The organism is Paenibacillus sp. A3 (assembly GCF_001399685.1).
Taxonomy (GTDB): Bacteria; Bacillota; Bacilli; order Paenibacillales; family NBRC-103111; genus Paenibacillus_G.
On sequence record NZ_JTHN01000180.1, the window covers coordinates 12,703 to 29,991 of the forward strand.

At 55.2% G+C, this 17,289-nt stretch carries 14 protein-coding genes; 11 read left to right on the forward strand and 3 right to left on the reverse strand.

Annotated features, from left to right (window positions below; genetic code table 11):
• The first annotated feature begins 91 nt into the window (after nucleotides 1-91).
• The 4 genes from glgB to glgA all read left to right on the forward strand — a co-directional run bounded on the left by glgB (nucleotide 92) and on the right by glgA (nucleotide 5,898).
• The gene (gene glgB / locus QJ48_RS25480; RefSeq protein WP_193394501.1) at nucleotides 92-2,032 is read left to right on the forward strand and encodes a 1,4-alpha-glucan branching protein GlgB; all 1,941 of its coding nucleotides are present in this window, start codon (nucleotides 92-94) and stop codon (nucleotides 2,030-2,032) included.
• Nucleotides 2,025-3,194, forward strand: coding sequence for a glucose-1-phosphate adenylyltransferase (locus QJ48_RS25485; RefSeq protein ID WP_054976222.1), 1,170 nt, complete (start codon nucleotides 2,025-2,027; stop codon nucleotides 3,192-3,194). The genes glgB and QJ48_RS25485 overlap by 8 nt, the downstream gene beginning before the upstream one ends.
• Nucleotides 3,195-3,200: 6 nt before the next feature.
• On the forward strand, nucleotides 3,201-4,310 hold the full coding sequence (gene glgD / locus QJ48_RS25490; RefSeq protein ID WP_054976223.1) for a glucose-1-phosphate adenylyltransferase subunit GlgD: 1,110 nt from the start codon (nucleotides 3,201-3,203) through the stop codon (nucleotides 4,308-4,310).
• Nucleotides 4,311-4,452: 142 nt separating this feature from the next.
• Nucleotides 4,453-5,898: a glycogen synthase GlgA gene (glgA, locus tag QJ48_RS25495; protein WP_054976224.1), complete on the forward strand. Its 1,446-nt coding sequence runs from the start codon at nucleotides 4,453-4,455 to the stop codon at nucleotides 5,896-5,898.
• A gap of 82 nt (nucleotides 5,899-5,980) precedes the next feature.
• Here glgA and QJ48_RS25500 read toward each other — a convergent pair whose 3' ends face one another.
• Complete coding sequence (locus QJ48_RS25500; protein ID WP_237763060.1) at nucleotides 5,981-6,190, reverse strand: hypothetical protein; 210 nt, start codon at nucleotides 6,188-6,190, stop codon at nucleotides 5,981-5,983.
• A gap of 354 nt (nucleotides 6,191-6,544) precedes the next feature.
• Between QJ48_RS25500 and QJ48_RS25505 the strand changes: the two genes are divergently transcribed.
• Entirely contained in the window at nucleotides 6,545-7,936 is a 1,392-nt protein-coding gene (locus tag QJ48_RS25505) for an Nramp family divalent metal transporter (RefSeq protein ID WP_272948159.1), read from the forward strand.
• A gap of 122 nt (nucleotides 7,937-8,058) precedes the next feature.
• On the forward strand, nucleotides 8,059-8,736 hold the full coding sequence (locus tag QJ48_RS25510; RefSeq protein WP_054976226.1) for an MOSC domain-containing protein: 678 nt from the start codon (nucleotides 8,059-8,061) through the stop codon (nucleotides 8,734-8,736).
• A 90-nt stretch (nucleotides 8,737-8,826) separates the two neighbouring features.
• Here the strand turns inward: QJ48_RS25510 and QJ48_RS25515 are convergent, their stop codons facing one another.
• Complete coding sequence (locus tag QJ48_RS25515) at nucleotides 8,827-9,390, reverse strand: nitroreductase (protein ID WP_054976227.1); 564 nt, start codon at nucleotides 9,388-9,390, stop codon at nucleotides 8,827-8,829.
• Between the two features lie 185 nt (nucleotides 9,391-9,575).
• On the opposite strand from QJ48_RS25515, the gene cls reads away from it, so the two are divergent.
• The 5 genes from cls (at nucleotide 9,576) to nagA (ending at nucleotide 16,214) form a co-directional block, all read left to right on the forward strand.
• A complete protein-coding gene (gene cls / locus QJ48_RS25520; protein WP_054976228.1) occupies nucleotides 9,576-11,021 on the forward strand; it encodes a cardiolipin synthase in 1,446 nt (481 codons plus the stop codon).
• Between the two features lie 402 nt (nucleotides 11,022-11,423).
• Nucleotides 11,424-12,590 (forward strand): S8 family peptidase, encoded by a 1,167-nt coding sequence (locus QJ48_RS25525; protein WP_237763061.1) that lies wholly within the window; start codon nucleotides 11,424-11,426, stop codon nucleotides 12,588-12,590.
• 456 nt (nucleotides 12,591-13,046) lie between these two features.
• Nucleotides 13,047-14,069 (forward strand): S8 family peptidase, encoded by a 1,023-nt coding sequence (locus QJ48_RS25535; protein WP_054976231.1) that lies wholly within the window; start codon nucleotides 13,047-13,049, stop codon nucleotides 14,067-14,069.
• A gap of 138 nt (nucleotides 14,070-14,207) precedes the next feature.
• On the forward strand, nucleotides 14,208-14,972 hold the full coding sequence (locus tag QJ48_RS25540; RefSeq protein ID WP_054976232.1) for a class I SAM-dependent methyltransferase: 765 nt from the start codon (nucleotides 14,208-14,210) through the stop codon (nucleotides 14,970-14,972).
• A 93-nt stretch (nucleotides 14,973-15,065) separates the two neighbouring features.
• Complete coding sequence (gene nagA, locus QJ48_RS25545) at nucleotides 15,066-16,214, forward strand: N-acetylglucosamine-6-phosphate deacetylase (protein WP_054976233.1); 1,149 nt, start codon at nucleotides 15,066-15,068, stop codon at nucleotides 16,212-16,214.
• Nucleotides 16,215-16,241: 27 nt separating this feature from the next.
• Here nagA and QJ48_RS25550 read toward each other — a convergent pair whose 3' ends face one another.
• Complete coding sequence (locus QJ48_RS25550) at nucleotides 16,242-17,111, reverse strand: substrate-binding domain-containing protein (RefSeq protein WP_054976234.1); 870 nt, start codon at nucleotides 17,109-17,111, stop codon at nucleotides 16,242-16,244.
• Nucleotides 17,112-17,289: the final 178 nt, after the last annotated feature.

Consider the following 17,289-nt stretch of genomic DNA (forward strand, 5'->3'; position numbering starts at 1 on the left):
GCACTTTTCAGACAGGAATTTATTCAAGCGCGTAGTATTTGTGTAAGTAGAGACAGAAACAATCATCGAAAAGGGGGATGAACGGAACGTGATGAGCTTGATCCCCGGTCCGGAGGACTTGTATCTGTTCCACGAAGGCAATTTATTCCGAAGCTACCAGATGCTTGGCGCCCATCTGGCCGAGTCGGAGGGGGAACGCGGCGTCCGCTTCGCCGTCTGGGCCCCTCACGCCCGCGAGGTCCGGGTAGTCGGCGACTTCAATTGCTGGGACGGCTCGGGTCATGCGATGCAAAAAGTCAGCACCTGGGGCGTCTGGTCGTTGTTCGTGCCCGACGTCCGGGAAGGAGAGTACTACAAATACGAAATCGTCACCTCGTCCGGAACACTGCTTTATAAAGCCGATCCTTTTGCGTTCTGGTCCGAGCTCAAGCCGGGAACGGCTTCGCGCATCTGCTCCCTGGACGGCTACGAATGGACCGACCGGGAATGGCAATTGCGCAAAGCGTCCCAATCCGTCTACCGCTCCCCGTTAAACATCTATGAAGTGCATCTCGGCACCTGGAAAAAAAAGCCTGACGGTGCCTACTATTCCTACCGCGAACTCGCAAGCGAACTGGTCGATTACGTGAAAGAGATGGGGTACACCCATATCGAGCTGCTTCCGCTTGCCGAACATCCTTACGATCGGTCCTGGGGCTATCAGGCAACCGGCTACTATTCGGTTACCAGCCGCTTCGGCACGCCGAAAGATTTCATGTATTTCGTCGACTGCTGCCACCGGGCGGGAATTGGCGTCATTATGGACTGGGTGCCGGGTCATTTCGTCAAAGACGAGCACGGTCTGCGGCAGTTCGACGGCCAGCCGCTATATGAGCACGGCGATCCCGCCTTAGCTGAGAAGCCCGAATGGGGCACGCTCGCCTTCGATTTTTCCAAGCCGGAAGTCGTCAGCTTCCTGATCTCGAACGCGCTGTTCTGGATGGATATGTTCCATATTGACGGACTGCGCGTCGATGCGGTCGCGAGCCTCCTTTATCTGAATTTCGGCAAGCCGCGCGAGCAGTGGATCAAGAACGTCAACGGGGGAGAGGAGAATCTCGAGGCGATCGCTTTCCTGAAAAAATTGAACCGCACGGTATTCGCTTGTTATCCCGATGCGCTGATGATGGCCGAAGATTCGACCGCCTGGCCGCTTGTGACAACTCCGGTTGACGCCGGGGGCCTTGGGTTCAACTACAAGTGGAACATGGGCTGGATGAACGACATGCTGAAGTACATGGAGACGGACCCGTATTTTCGCCCGGGAAGCCACGGTCTGCTGACGTTCAGCTTCATGTACGCCTTCTCCGAGAATTATGTGCTTCCGCTGTCGCATGACGAAGTGGTGCACGGCAAAAAATCGCTGCTCAACAAAATGCCCGGGGATTATTGGCGGAAATTCGCAAATTTGCGGGTGCTTTTCGGCTATATGATGGGCCATCCCGGCAAAAAGCTGCTGTTCATGGGCGGCGAATTCGGACAGTTCGACGAATGGAAGGACCTGGAGGATCTGGATTGGGAAATGCTCGGCTACGACAGCCACCGCAGCATACACCGGTACGTCCGGGACCTGAACCAATTGTATCTGCGCGAGCCGGCGCTGTGGGAGCTGGACCATCAACCAAAAGGGTTCGCCTGGATCGACCCCCACGACCAGCGACAGAGCGTGACGACGTTTATGCGCAGCTCCGGCAATCCGGAGGACGTTTTGTTGATCGTCTGCAACTTTACGCCCGTGTATCATGCGAAGTACCGGATCGGCGTTCCGTTCGCGGGAGAGTACGTGGAGCTGTTCAATAGCGATGCAGGCGAATACGGCGGCTCCGGCAAGCTGAACGAGGGCATGCTGCGGACGGAAACCATTCCGTGGCACGACCGGCAGGACAGTCTGCATATTTCGCTGCCTCCGCTGGCGGCCGTCATCTTCAAGCCCGTCAAAATCAAACGCAAGCGTACCAATGCGACTACGAGGAGGGTGAATGCCGATGCGTAAAAAAGAGTGTGTGGCGATGCTGCTGGCCGGCGGGGAAGGAAGGCGTCTGGGCGTCCTGACCAGCAAGCTGGCGAAGCCTGCGGTTCATTTTGGCGGAAAATACCGGATCATCGATTTTACCCTCAGCAACTGCACGAACTCGGGCATCGATACGGTCGGCGTCCTGACGCAGTACCAGCCGCTCGTGCTGAACACGTATATCGGAATCGGAACGCCGTGGGATTTGGACCGCAAGAGCGGCGGCGTGACGGTGCTGCCCCCTTATATGGAACAAAACGGCGGCGATTGGTACAAGGGAACGGCGAACGCGATTTACCGCAACATTTCGTTCATCGAGCAGTACGACCCGGAGTACGTGCTGGTCATCTCCGGCGACCATATTTACAAAATGGATTACGACCGGATGCTTGATTTCCATAAAAGCAAAGCGGCGGACTGCACGATCGCGGTCATCGAGGTGAAGTGGGAGGAAGCGAGCCGCTTCGGCCTGATGAGCACGGATGACGAGAACCGGATTACCGAGTTCGCCGAGAAGCCGAAGGAGCCGAAAAGCAATCTGGCTTCGATGGGCATCTATATTTTCAATTGGCAGGCGCTTAAGGAATATTTGATCAAGGATGAAGCCGACCCCGAATCAAGCAAGGATTTCGGCAAGGACGTCATTCCGCTGATGCTGCGCGACGGGCGGCCGCTCTTTGCATATCCATTTGAAGGCTATTGGAAGGACGTCGGGACGATTCAGAGCTTGTGGGAAGCCAATATGGATCTGCTGGAGGATGAGCCCGAATTCAATCTGAACGACCGGGAATGGCGCATTTATTCGGTCAATCCGTGCCAGCCCGGGCAGTATGTGGCCCCGACGGCCCAGGTGCGGCGCTCGCTGATCAACGAAGGCTGCTGCGTGTTCGGCGAGGTCGATCATTCCGTGCTGTTCTACGGCGTGCAGGTCGGCGAGGGCACGGTCATCCGGGATTCCGTCATTATGCCGAACGTGACGATCGGCAGCAACGTGAGCATTCACAAGGCGATTATCGGCGAAGGAACGGTCGTGGAAGACGGGTGTGTCATCGGACAACCGGACGGGGACGGCGGCGGGGATATCGTATTGATCGGCAGCAACGAGCGTATCGGCAGGACCACTAGTGCCTCAGTGAAAGGGTGAAGCCGCATGAAGCGAATGATGGGCGTAATCAATCTTGTCAACGAGCGGGACGATTTGGAGGAACTGACTTACTCCCGGTGCGTCGCGTCGGTGCCGTTCGGCGCCAGGTACCGGCTGATCGATTTTGCATTGTCCAACATGGTGAATTCGGGCATTGAGAATGTCGCCGTATTCACGCAGCATAAATACCGGTCCCTGATGGATCATCTCGGGTCTGGAAAGGAATGGGACCTGGACCGCAAGCGCGGCGGATTGTTCATCTTGCCCGCCGTCCTTCACGGGGATACCGGACTGGCGCGGGGCGACCTGTTCCAGTTCTACAGCCACCGCGATTACTTTTACCGCGGGCGGCAGGATTATGTGATCATCTCGCGCAGCCATATCGTCTGCAATATCGACTACAATGCCGTGCTCGATTACCATTTGGAGAAGGGCGCCGACGTCACGGTCGTCTACAAAAAGTCGGACAACGACGAATGCGCCTCCTTCCGCCGGATGGCCATCAAGGAAGACGGCAGAGTCACGCTGATCGAAGATCATTCGGGACGGCTGCGCACCGACAACGTGTCGATGGAAATGTACGTCATGAGCAAGGAGCTGCTGCTCGATATGGTCGAATCGTGCCTGGCCCAAGGGTACGATCATCTCGTCCGCGACGGGATTATGAAGAACGTCGACAAGCTGGGCGTTTACGGCTACCTGCACGATGGCCATACTGGCATAGTGAATACGATCCAAAGCTACTACAAGCACAGCATGCAATTGCTCAATCCGAAAATATGGCGGGAGCTGTTCTTCCAGAAGAACCTGATCTACACCAAGGTCAAAAACGAGCCGCCGGCCCGCTACGCCGAGAACGCCCATGCCCGCAACTCGCTGATCGCCAACGGCAGTATCATCGAAGGCAAGGTGGAGAACAGCATCTTGTTCCGCGGGGTCAAAATCCGCAAGGGCGCGTACGTGAAAAACAGCATCATTCTGCAAAACTGCGAGATCGAAGAAAATGTCATTATCGAGAACGCGATCTTGGACAAAGACGTGTTTATCAGCCGCGGCCGCGTGCTGACCGGCGATAAGCAAGCGCCGTTTATCGCTTCGAAGACGAAGGTGATTTAAGATATATCGGTGAAAAACAAGCGGCGCGGGCGGAATCGTTCCGTAGAAACGTCAGGCCAGTGTGGAATGGCGATCGGAAGATCGGTCCGCTCGCGAAGCCGTCTGTTGATTCACCGGATTTTAGAAGGAGGGAGAGGAAGCCATGAAAGTGTTATTTGCCGCGTCAGAAGCCGTACCTTTTGTCAAGACGGGAGGACTTGCCGATGTCATCGGCTCGCTGCCCAAGGAGCTGGCGAAGCAGGGAATCGACGTCCGGATCATCCTGCCCAAGTACGAGGACATTCCGGCACGTTTCACGGAACAGATGGAAAACGTCGCTTCCTTTACTCTCCAAATGGGCTGGAGAAACTTATACTGCGGCATCCAGAAGCTGGAGCATGAGGGGATCACGTTTTATTTTGTGGACAACGAATATTATTTCGGGCGCAAGGGCTGCTACGGCTACGGTGACGATGCGGAACGATTCGCCTTCTACTGCCGCGCGGTGCTTGACGCTTTGTACCATATCGATTTTATGCCTGACCTGCTTCACTGCCACGACTGGCAGGCCGGTATGATTCCGGTGCTGTACAAGGCGCATTTCAGCCATCAGCCGCTGTACTCTCATCTCAAAACGATCGTCACGATTCATAACCTGAAATATCAGGGCGTCTTCGGCAAGGAGCAGTTTCAGGACTTTTTTGCCCTGGGCGAAGAGCATATGCACGGGTATGCGCTGGAGATGCACGGCGGGGCGAGCTTCCTGAAGGGCGGCTTGCTGTACTCGGATTATATTACGACCGTCAGCCCGACGTATGCCGAAGAAATCCAGACGCCGTATTACGGGGAGCATCTCGACGGGCTGCTGCGCAGTCAAAGCGGCCGGCTGCAAGGCATTTTGAACGGGATTGATTACGAGGAATTCGACCCGATGACGGACCCGCATCTGGAGGTCAACTATCGGGATTCTTGTGCGAAGAAGCAGGCGAACAAGCTAAAGCTGCAGGAGCGGCTGGGCCTGCCGGCCGACAAGGACGTGCCGTTGATCGCGCTGGTGACGCGCCTGGTCGACCAGAAGGGGCTAGCGCTTATCGACCGGGTGATCACCGAGCTGATGGCGCTTGACGCGCAGTGGGTCGTGCTGGGTACCGGAGAGCCGCGGTTCGAGGAGCTGTTCCGCTGGGCCGCAGGGGCGTTTCCGGACAAGCTGTCGGCGCAAATTTTGTTCGACGAAGCGCTGGCCCGCCAAATTTATGCCGGGTCGGACCTGTTCTTGATGCCCTCGCTGTTCGAGCCGTGCGGGATCGGCCAGCTGATCGCGATGCGGTACCGCTCCGTCCCGATCGTCCGCGAGACCGGCGGGCTGCGGGATACCGTGACGCCCTATAACGAAACGACCGGGGAAGGGACCGGCTTCAGCTTTACAAATTATAACGCCCATGACATGCTGTACACGATCGACCGCGCCGTTCGGCTATATCGGGAGCCGGAAGTGTGGACGAATCTGATGAACAACATCAAGAAAAAAGATTTCAGCTGGTCCAGATCAGCTCAGCAATATGCCGACTTGTACCGTCAATTGGCGGTTATATCCGAAGTTGGGCATTGAGCGAACCTGCATCTTGATCCAAATGGAGCGAAGGCCGGGCAGCGCCTTGCATAGTGCGCGTACCCGGCCTTCTTTTTTTAGCTTAGGCGCCGTCAGGCCCCTCTTCATAGTACATGGTCTCCTTGTTAAAGGAGCGGTTAATCGCCAGAAAGGCGTGCAGCAGTTCGAACAGCTCGGCTTGGTTCAGCACCAATGCCGGCCTGCCTTCCGACCATGCCGTGTCCGAAACCTGGAACAGGATCGACTTGTACGTCGGATTCATCCGAATCTCGAACTGATCTTTTTTTAGCACGCTTTCCCACATCGTCTCATCCAACCCTTTCGCTTTCGATGGTCGCCCCGCGAATGGAACGCTGTTTCCTACGATATGCGCCGTACTGCGGATGTATTCCCGCTAGATTCTCAGTTAAGATTTTATTCCCGCCGACGCCTCCTGAAAAATAATTCTTGACGAAAACGAATAGACGAGTAAAATTTTTAGTATAGAATTATTTTAATCTGAATAGTATTTTCTACGACTATTTTTTTACTCTAAAAGTTGCACTAGGACAACAAATTTAGCCCGGGACATGATTGTTAGATGGTGACATCATTTTTTGACTGGGGCATCTTGTTGCTGGAATATATACAGATTGAGGTGTGGACCATGAACGAAGAACTGGGCGTACAAACGAGAATCGAACAAAGCCCGAGAACCAAAAGCAAAGAGCGTACGGAGAACGGCAGCGGCTGGAGATTGGAAAGAACGCAGCATTCGCTGCCTGAAGTATACCGTTCCTTGAAAATTCCGAAGAGCGGAAGCTGGATCAAAAAGTTTCTGGCCTTTGCCGGGCCCGGTTATTTGGTTGCCGTAGGGTATATGGACCCCGGCAACTGGGCTACGGATATTGCTGGAGGCTCCTTGTTCGGCTACTCGCTGCTATCGGTAATATTGATCTCGAATTTGATGGCGATCCTGCTGCAGGCGCTTGCCGGGAAGCTCGGCATCGTCACCGGGCGGGATCTTGCTCAAGCGTGCCGCGACCACTACAGCAAGCCGGTCTCGATGATGCTGTGGGTGCTGTGCGAGCTGGCCATTGCGGCGTGCGATCTGGCCGAAGTCATCGGCTCCGCCATCGCGCTGCAGCTGCTGTTCGGCATCCCGCTGCTGTACGGGGTGATGATCACCGTGCTGGACGTGCTGCTTGTGCTGCTGTTGCAAAACAAGGGCTTCCGTTACATTGAAACGTTGGTTATCGTGCTGATCGCGACGATCGGCGCCTGCTTCGCGGTCGAAATCTTTTTGTCCAAGCCGGATATCGGCGGCATCGCACGCGGGTTCGTTCCGACGGCGGAGATTATGACCAATCCGGCGATGCTGTACATTGCCATCGGCATTTTGGGCGCGACCGTTATGCCGCATAACCTGTACCTTCATTCGTCGGTCGTTCAAACGCGGCAATTCGAGCAGACGACGGCCGGGAAGCGGCAGGCGATCAAATACGCCACCTGGGACTCGACCATCGCTTTGTTTTTCGCGCTATTCATTAATGCGGCGATTCTGATCCTGTCGGCTGCGACATTTCACCGGGCGGGCTTAACCGAAGTGGCGGAAATCAACGACGCTTATCAACTGCTGACACCGCTGCTGGGGACCGCTCTCGGAAGCGTTTTGTTCGGTGTAGCGCTTCTGGCTTCCGGACAAAACTCGACGTTAACCGGGACGCTGGCCGGACAGATTGTCATGGAAGGTTTCCTCAACTTCCGGATGCCACCATGGCTGCGCCGCTTGATCACACGGCTGATTGCGATCATCCCTGCCGTCATCGTCACGGCGATTGCGGGAGAGAGCGGGACGGCGAAGCTGCTCATTCTCAGCCAGGTTATCTTATCTTTCCAGTTGTCATTCGCCGTCATTCCTCTCGTCAAATTTACGAGCGACAAGAAGAAAATGGGTGAGTTCGTTAACGCCCCATGGTTGACGGTCTTATCCTGGATCGTCGCGATCTTTATCGCCGTCTTGAACATTTACCTGCTCTACGAAACGTTCGCGGGCTGACCGCCTGGGAGCGGGAATTGGATGCTCTACATTACGCTCCAATTGGTTCTTTTATACCGGCCTATTTTCCTGTATAGTGGAAAGAATAATGCAATTTTGGATGGCAGGAGCTGGAATAGAAGATGATCAAGATTGTTTCTCTCAATGTAGGCAAACCGCAATCCGTTCCGTTTGAGAAAAAGGAAGTGTCCACGGGCATTTACAAGCAACCGGTTGAGGGCGAGGTGTTCCTGTCTTCCCTGAATTTCGACGGGGACGGACAGGCGGATCTCGTGCATCACGGGGGCGTTGACAAAGCGGTGTGTGTCTATCCTTACGAGCATTATGCTTATTGGTCCAAGCAGCTCGGAAGAGAGCTGCAGTACGGGGCATTCGGAGAAAATCTGACGACGCAGGGCTTGCTGGAAGACGATCTCTGTATCGGGGATACGTTTCGGGTGGGAGGCGCCGTTCTGCAAGTCAGCCAGCCGCGGCAGCCTTGCTTCAAGCTGTCGGTCAAATACGGCGTGCCCAAGCTCCCGCTCTGGGTGCAGAACACCGGCTATACCGGCTATTACTTCCGGGTGCTGCAGGAAGGAAACGTTGCAGCGGGAGACGAGCTAATCTTGCTGGAGCGTCATCCGCACGGCAGAACGGTGACGTTCGCCAACCGCATTATGCATCATGAGAAGCACAACGCAGAAGGAATGCGTTCCATGCTGGCCGTTGATCAACTGGCCGACAGCTGGCGCGAAACGTTCGAGAAACGGCTGGGCGGCATCGAAACCGATACAAAGGCACGGTTGACCGGTCAAGCCTAAGGAGCCGGATCTGGCAGCCCCGGCTTCATAGAAAAAGGACGTGTCCACATGTTATCAAAACATGGGGCTACGTCCTTTTTGCGATTCAGCCTACAGCCATGTGGTTTTCTCCGCGAACGGCGTGCGTTTCGTCGGCGCGGCTTCGCCTTCGGGGTAGCCGACGCATAGCGTGGCTACGATTTTTTGTCCTTCCGTTGCGCCTACAAAACGGTGAAGCCGTTCGTCCCGGACCAAGCCGACGCCCCGGGTTCTCCAAACCATCCCAAGGCCAAGCTCGCCGGCCGCAAGCCACATGGAATGGATGGCGCAGGCGACGGCGTATTCGTTGTCCTCGGACGCTTCCGCATCGCCCGGCACGACATCCGACGCGACAATAATAAGAAGCGGCGTGTTCCGGACCGCCGTCATGGAAGCTTCGATCAGCTCCGGCTTCGTAGGGAACCGCTCCTGCAGGAAAGCAAGCGCCAGCTCCGTATAGCGTTCCTTAGCATCGCCACGCACCACATAGAAGTGCCACGGCTCTCGAAGCCGGTCGTTCGGCGCCGAAGTTGCGGCCTCCAGCAGCTGTTCGATCTTTTCCGTTTCGACTTCGCGGGCTTGAAAATTGCGCACGGCTCTACGGCGGCGCAGCGCTTCCGCAATCGTATGATTCATGAGTTCCGCTCCTCCAAACCGATCCGATAATAATGAAATGAATGATGATCAACGATTATTGTATGCTTTTTCGGGCATGTTTTCAATCTGCAGCGACGGCTCTACCCGGTTGCTTAGGTTAAGGTCGAATGCTACAATGAGAGGACCATAAGGTCCGCTAGGCAGTGAAAAAGGTGGCTGGCAGCTTGAACATCTTCGGAAATTTGTACTTCGTGCTTTCGTTTATCAACATCATGTTTGCATTTGCCGTCATCTTCCTGGAGCGACGAAATATCGGAGTCACGTGGGCGTGGCTGATGGTCCTGCTGTTTTTGCCGGGGATCGGATTCGTCGTCTATTTGCTGTTCGGACAAAACCTTAGCAAGCGAAAAATTTATAAAGCGCAGGAAGCGCAGCTGCACAACATGGCGCTGCTGGTCGAGAAGCAGATTGAAGCGGTCGCCATGCGCCGGATTGAATATCACGATCCGGTCATGGAACATTACCATGATATGATCTATATGAATTTGCAGAACGGCTACGCCTTCTTTACGCAGGATAACCGGATCAATATTTTTACGGAAGGCAACCGCAAATTCGACTCGCTCTTCGAGACGATCGCCGGGGCGAAGCATCACATTCATCTGATGTATTACATCGTCCGGGACGACGGATTGGGCCGGAGGCTGATCTCCGCGCTCAGCGAAAAGGCGAAGGAAGGCGTGCAGGTTCGCTTTTTATACGACGATATCGGGTGCGCGGGATTATCCAGGCATTTCTTCAAGCCGCTTCTCGCGGCGGGCGGGCAGGCCTCCGCCTTTTTCCCGTCCCGCATTCCGTATGTGAACATGCGGCTGAACTTCCGGAATCACCGCAAGCTGGCGATTATCGACGGAATATGCGGATATATCGGCGGGTTTAACGTCGGGGACGAATATCTGGGGTTGGACTCGCGTTTCGGTCCGTGGCGGGATACGCATCTGCGAATCGAAGGCAGCTCCGTCCTGCAGATGCAGGCGCAGTTCATTATGGATTGGAATCTGGCTTCACGAAACAAGCTGAACCCGATCGAGGAGTATTTCCCTCTGCCGACCCACGAGGGGGACGCAGGGGTACAGATTTTGTCGAGCGGGCCCAACAATGACCGGGAGCAGATCAAGAACGCCTATATTAAAGTGATCAACTCTGCCAAGGAGTCCGTTTATTTGCAGACGCCGTACTTTATTCCCGACGAAAGTCTGCTGAATGCGTTGAAGATGTCCGCGTTGTCCGGGGTCGACATCAAAATTATGCTTCCTGCCGTACCCGATCATAAAATCGTGTATTGGGCGTCGTTCTCGTATCTGGGCGATCTGCTCGATGTCGGTGTCAAGTGCTGCTTGTATCACCGGGGCTTCATTCATGCCAAGACGATTGTAGCTGACGGCAAAGTCGGTTCCGTCGGAACGGCCAATATCGATATCCGCAGCTTCAAGCTCAATTTTGAAGTCAATGCTTTGATCTATGGGGGAAATACCGCGTCCAAGCTGAAAAAAATATTTGAGGACGATTTGAAGCACTGCACGGAATTGACGCTGGAGCGGTATTACAGCCGTCCGCGCTTTCACCGTGCGCGCGAGTCGGTGACCCGGCTGCTGTCGCCGATTTTATAAGCCGAAGATTTAATCAAACGGCTTGTCATATAAAACTTAGCCGATGTCGGAAATCCTTCGATGTCGGCTTTTTGGTATTGGTTCCGCGGCAGTCTACTAAAATTTAGATGGTATAGGCTCTTCATTGGAAGCGAAATTTATCAAGGGTACAGGCAAAAATAAAAATCTGGAGGTGTTTATGTGGGCCGTCAGCTTGTTGTTTTAACAAAAACTGAAAGTGATTTCCAATTTAGAGAAGGACGGGTCTCTGCAGAAACCCCGCCTGCCGTTGATTTGTTGGAGGTGCTTTCGTCCGAGGGCGCGTCCCTTCAGCCGGTATTTGAATTGACCGGAGTTGATGGGAATGCGGTTCCTTCCGAACTCGACCGCAGCCGCTCTGATTTGTCAAGATATTATAGGGTAATGGCGCCCGAAGAAAAATTGGAGCAGTTGGCCGAACGTCTTCGGAAGGAAAACTTTGTCGAGGCGGCTTTTATAAAGCCGGATGCGGAGCCTGCGCAGTTAAGCGTGGAAACGATGAACGAATTGCCGGCCTCCCCCGATTTGACGCCGCGGCAAAAGTATCTTCAACCTGCTCCCGGGGGAGTCGACGCCTTATTCGCGTGGACACGGCCTGGGGGGCGGGGAGCCGGAGTCAACATTATCGATATTGAGGGAGCCTGGCAGTTTACGCACGAAGATCTCGGACAAAATCAGGGCGGCGTTGCTGGAGGTGTGCCCAAACGGGACTTGCATTGGAGAAATCACGGAACAGCGGTAGTCGGGGTGATGAGCGGCGACCAAAACGCGTTTGGCGTCACGGGAATATGTCCGGATGCCAAGGTCCGGGCCATATCCATCTTTGATTCCCAAGGAAATGCGAATTCCTCCACTGCGATTGTGCAAGCGGCGAACATGCTTAATCCGGGCGATATTATTCTAATCGAGCTTCATCGGCCGGGCCCTCGCGCTACGGGGGTCGGGCAACAAGGCTTTATTCCGATCGAATGGTGGCCGGACGATTTCGAGGCGATTAAATTCGCAACCAGTCGCGGAATTATTGTTGTTGAAGCCGGGGGGAACGGAGGAGAAAATCTGGACGATCCGATTTATAATACCCCTTCCGCCGGATTCCCTTCAACCTGGACCAACCCGTTCAATCGGAACAATCGAGACTCAGGAGCGGTGGTTATCGGAGCCGGAGCCCCGCCCGAAGGAACGCATGGACGCAATCACGGTCCGGATCGGTCGCGTTTGGATTTTTCGAATTATGGGCAAATCATGGATGCTCAAGCGTGGGGCAGAGAAGTCTCCTCGACGGGATACGGTGATTTGCAAAGCGGAAACGACGAGAATAAGTGGTACACCGATGTATTCAGCGGGACCTCCAGTGCTTCTCCGATCGTGGTTGGGGTTATTGCCTGCCTGCAAGGGATATTGCGTGCCGGCGGAAGAGCCCTTCTAAATCCGAAGCAGGCTAGAGAACTGCTGCGAAGCACCGGGTCTCCCCAGCAGGATGCGACTTCCCGTCCGCGAACCCAGAGAATTGGAAACCGTCCCGATCTGCGGCAGCTGATTTCCAGAATATGAAGGTTAGGAATCAGGTGATAAGACGATGACATCGAACGGCAAAATTCAATACGAAATCAAGCTTTTTCTTGATCCTGAAAAAGTGCTGAATGGAGTTCGGGAGCTTCAACCCGATAAGTTGTCTGGGGTAACCTTTTCAGAGTATAAGCAATGGAAAATTCATTTTTTGGAGACGTCCGACAGGGAGCTATCGAATAACGGCTGGATTCTCCGTTTGCTTCACATCTTGGAGTCAAGACCTGCCGATGGCTCGAATACGGTTCTTGTCGGGCACGATTTTACGTTCGGCGATGCGTTTCCCGGGCTTCCGTATCTGGGCATGGTTATTTTGGAGCCGGGAGGGCAAGGGAAAGGATACCGATTCTTAAGCATGATCTGTTTGGAGCAATTGGTCGGAAGAACCTCGTCCGGAGCCAGCGCTGATCTAATACAAAAAACGAAACGGAGGAACAGAGAATGCCAAACTTCAGCTTTATTCCGTTTACGGTCGAATCTACGTCCACTGCCGCAAATGAAATTCCGGAAGGCGTGAAAATGATCCAAGCGCCGGAAATTTGGGAGGAGAGCAGGAAAGGAACAGGCGTTGTCGTGGCTGTCATTGACAGCGGCTGCGATGTAAATCATCCCGATTTGAGGGACCGGATTATCGGCAAGCAGAATTTTGCCCAAGGCGAGGGAGGCGTGGACGATGTCACGGATTACAGCGGCCATGGCACACATGTAGCCGGAACGATAGCCGCAGCAGAAAACAATAACGGAGTACTGGGCGTGGCGCCTGGGGCCAAATTGCTCATTTTAAAAGTGATGAAACGTTTTCAGAGAAACGGTCAAATCGTTTTTGGCGCAACGAATGAAAGCATTGCACAAGCTATACGATACTGTGTGACATGGAGAGGCCCCAACAACGAACGGGTCAGGGTCATCAATATGTCCTTGGGCGGACCGGAACATGACCCTGAATTGCATAAAGCGGTCCAAGATGCGGTCCTCAGTGACATCCTGGTTGTTTGCGCCGCAGGGAACGAAGGAGATTTCAATCGCGGAGGCGATTGCAGCCCCGTTGGGAATGAGTTTGGCTATCCCGGCGCTTATCCGGAAGTGGTGTCGGTAGGGGCCGTCGGCTTGGACGGGAAATTCCCATGCTTTACGAATACCAATCTGGAAGTGGATGTCGTTGCGCCGGGAGTTAATATTTTGTCGACGTACACCAATCCACCATACGCCAAACTTAGCGGGACCTCCATGGCATCGCCGCATGTGGCCGGGGCCGCGGCTCTGCTCATCAATTGGTGCGAGCAAAAATTCGGAAGGCCTTTTACTGAGCCGGAAATTTATGCTCAGTTGATCAAAAGAACCGATGCGCTTGGGAATGACCCGAAGCTTGAAGGGAATGGCTTACTTGTCCTGGCAGGTAGATGCTCGGCTTCTCCCGGACGAACTGGCCCCATGGAAACGCGTGAACCGGTGTTATCACGCTAGTAAGGAGAAATAATTTATAATTGTTGAATATAATGAAGTTTTACTCCATAATGAATAGCGAGGCCTGTCGGACGCTTTGGCGTTGCGGCGGTGCGGCGCTATTTTTTTGTTTCCTAACCAAATACGGGGGTGAAAAAGGTGGTTCAACCTGCTCCAACCGAATTCGAATACTACTTGAATGAGACCGATCAATCGTTTGCCGGATGGGATTTCTCGCATCTTACCGATACGGGAAGAATGCGGGAGTTTCCGTTTCGCTGGAATTATTACGTTCACGTCCGGGAACGGCTGTCCGCCGTCAGGTCACTGCTGGACATGGGCACGGGCGGGGGCGAGTTTCTCGCTTCGCTTGCGCCGCTTCCGGCGGATACCGTGGCGACCGAAGGCTACGAGCCGAATATCCCGGTTGCCGCAGTACGGCTGAAGCCGCTGGGCGTACCGGTCGTGCCGGTGAAAGACGACGAGCGTCTTGCTTTGGAGGACGCCCGATTTGAATTGGTCATTAACCGTCACGAGTCGTACGCTCCGCAGGAAGTCGCCCGCATCCTGAAGCCGGGCGGAACGTTCCTTACGCAGCAGGTCGGCGGAGACAACGACTGTGAAATCAACGATTGGCTCGGCGCACCGCCGTTCGAGCTCGCCGATTGGCGTCTTGAAGTGGCGGCGGAAGGACTGGAGCGCGCCGGGCTGCGCATCGTATTCCGCGACGAGGAACGGACAAAGACCAGGTTTTACGATATCGGAGCCATCCTTTATTATCTGCAGGCGATCCCATGGCAGATTCCGGATTTTTCCGTCCGGAAGTATGAGAGTGCCCTGAGAGAAATACATGCTCATATTCGCAAGCACGGCTATATCGATACGACGTGCAGCCGGTTTATTTTGACGGCCGTCAAGCCGTGAGTGTTTCGATCGAGACGGAAGCTTTCCGCTCGATGCATGCTCCTGATCATTGCCATGATTTGAATCCTATTCTACTTGGAGGTCGTACGTCCTATGATAAACAGTTGGATAACGAACGTTCGAGTTGCGCTTGCCGATCAAGTGCTGCCGCTGGCTTCCGTGCTCGTTGAGAACGGGCGAATCGCCGCGGTGAAGGAAGGGGGGCATGAGGCTCCGAATGTCATCGACGGCCAAGACGGGCTGCTGATTCCCGGGATGATCGACGTCCACATCCACGGGGCGGACGGGTTCGATATGATGGACGGCACGCCAGAAAGCATCGAAGCGGTGTCCCGCGCTTGCGTGCGAACCGGCTGCACTTCGTTTCTGGCCACTTCGGTCAGCTCGACGATCGAGCAGCTTCTGGCGATGATCGAGAACGTACGGCGTGTCGTCGGGCATGAACCCGGAGCGGGAATTGCCGGAATCCATATGGAAGGCCCTTATTTGCATCCGAAGCGGAAAGGCATGCAGAACGAGCGCTACCTGCGGCATCCCGATCTCGCGGAAATGGAAGAGATCCTCCGGCAGACGGGCGATCTGATGAAGATGGTGACGCTGGCTCCCGAGCTACCCGGCGGCAAAGAGCTCGTGGCGCATTTGGCTGCCAAAGGAATCATCGTAGCCCTGGCGCACTCTGACGCGACTTACGAGGAAGCGAAAGAGGCGTTCGCGCTGGGCGCCAGCCACATGACGCACTGCTTCAACGGGATGCGGCCGATTCATCATCGCGAGCCCGGTCTTATCGTCGCGGCGCTTGAGGACGAACGCGTCAGCTTGCAGGCGATCGTCGACGGCGTCCATCTGCATCCGGCCATCGTCCGGCTGATGCACCGGGTGAAAGGCCCGGAAGGCATGGTGCTGATTACCGATGCGCTTCAGGCGATGGGGCTTGGCGACGGAACGTACTTGTTCGGCGGTCATCAGGTGGAAGTGAAGGACGGCGTCGCCCGGCTGCAGGACGGCTCGCTTGCCTCCAGCACGGTCACGATGAACTTGGCGCTCCGCCAGACGGTAGAGCTGGGCATCCCGCTGCATGAAGCCGTCGCCATGGCTTCGACTACGCCGGCGCGCATTCTCGGCTTGACTGGCAAGGGGCGGATCGAGCCGGGCGCCGACGCCGATTTGGTGCTGCTGGACGCGAACTATAACGTCCGATGGACGATGATCGAAGGCGAATTCGTGTACGGCCAAGCGATATAAGCGAAAAAGGACAGACCGAGCGGAAGTTCACTCGGCTGTCCTTTTGTTGTTGAGAGGGGCTTCTCCCGGCAAAATCCATTCGCTCGATTGACGGAACATCGGCTCGAACGGCACCAAAATTTTGATCGGCAGCGGGTATGGATCGCGGATGCATTGCAGCATCGTTTTTGCGGCAACAACACCGATCTCGTACGTCGGAATATGGATCGTGGACAGCGGCGGAATCGTGTAGCGTGACGGTTCGTTGTCGTCGAAGCCGACGATGGCGAACTCGCTCGGAATGCGGTAGCCCTTCTCGGCAATCGCCCGCATTGCGGCCATCGCCATAATGTCGCTTGCGGCAAAAACCGCTGTCGGCAAATCCTCAACGTGCTCGTCCAAATACCGCAGCATGAGCTTGTAAGCGTTGTTCGGCTCCCATCCCGCGTCGATGATCCGCTGCGCCCGGATCGGCAGTCCCGCCTGCTCCAAAGCCGCCCGGTATCCCCGGTAGCGCTTCTCCTTCTCGAATTTACCGGAGCGTCCGGTGCCTCCGATAAACAAAATGTCGCGGTGGCCTTGCTCGATCAGATGATGAACGGCCTGCCGCGCCGCTTCCACCCGGTCGTACGATATCGTCGGAATTTCGGGGTCCGACACGTCGATACCGACGACATTGCGCATGTGCTTTTTCAGATGGTTGTATAATTTGGCCTCGATGCCCTCGATGACGATCAAGCCCTCGACCTGGCTGTCCTGAACGGCATGCTTCAAAATTTCCGGCTTTTTCAGCTCTTCCTGCGTATAGGTGAAGGCGATTTTATAGCCGTGCTTGGCCAGCTCCTTCTCGATGCCGTCGCAGATGACCGAGAAGTAAGGGTGATAGTGGCGGTTTTGGAGCGGCGCGACGATAAACACCAAACCCCCCCCGGGCCTTCCCCCGCCCCCCGCCGCTTTTGTTTGCTATACCTGCCCCCCGGCGCCGCCCCCCATTTTTTTTTTTGTTTTGGGGTTTCCGGGCCCGGGTGCGGCGCTTTCTCCGACGCGCGAGGCCGTGGGGGCGGGCACGCCGCCACCGGCCCGCGGGTCTTTTTGT